Genomic DNA, 298 nt, shown 5'->3' on the forward strand with positions numbered 1-298 from the left:
ACAGCAAAAATCGGACGCGGGATGGAGCAGTATGGTAGCTCGTCGGGCTCATAACCCGAAGGTCGTCGGTTCAAATCCGGCTCCCGCAACCAATTTTTTATGTGTTTGTAACGAGAAACAGCTTATCGGGCTCAACCCTTTATAAACAACAGGCGAAAGTCGCAGGTTTAAATCCAGCTTCCGAAGCGAATTCTTAGATGACAGAATTAAAACAGTTATTAACAGCAACAATCGGACGCGGGATGGAGCAGTATGGTAGCTCGTCGGGCTCATAACCCGAAGGTCGTCGGTTCAAATC

The 298-nt window shown here is 48.0% G+C and carries 1 tRNA gene; it reads left to right on the plus strand.

Annotated features, from left to right (window positions below):
• Positions 1 to 15 precede the first annotated feature (15 nt).
• Positions 16 to 92 (plus strand) — tRNA-Met (locus tag BM607_RS21650).
• Positions 93 to 298: the final 206 nt, after the last annotated feature.

Origin of the sequence: Shewanella sp. SACH, assembly GCF_001887095.2 — a bacterium.
GTDB classification, from domain to species: Bacteria; Pseudomonadota; Gammaproteobacteria; order Enterobacterales; family Shewanellaceae; genus Shewanella; species Shewanella baltica.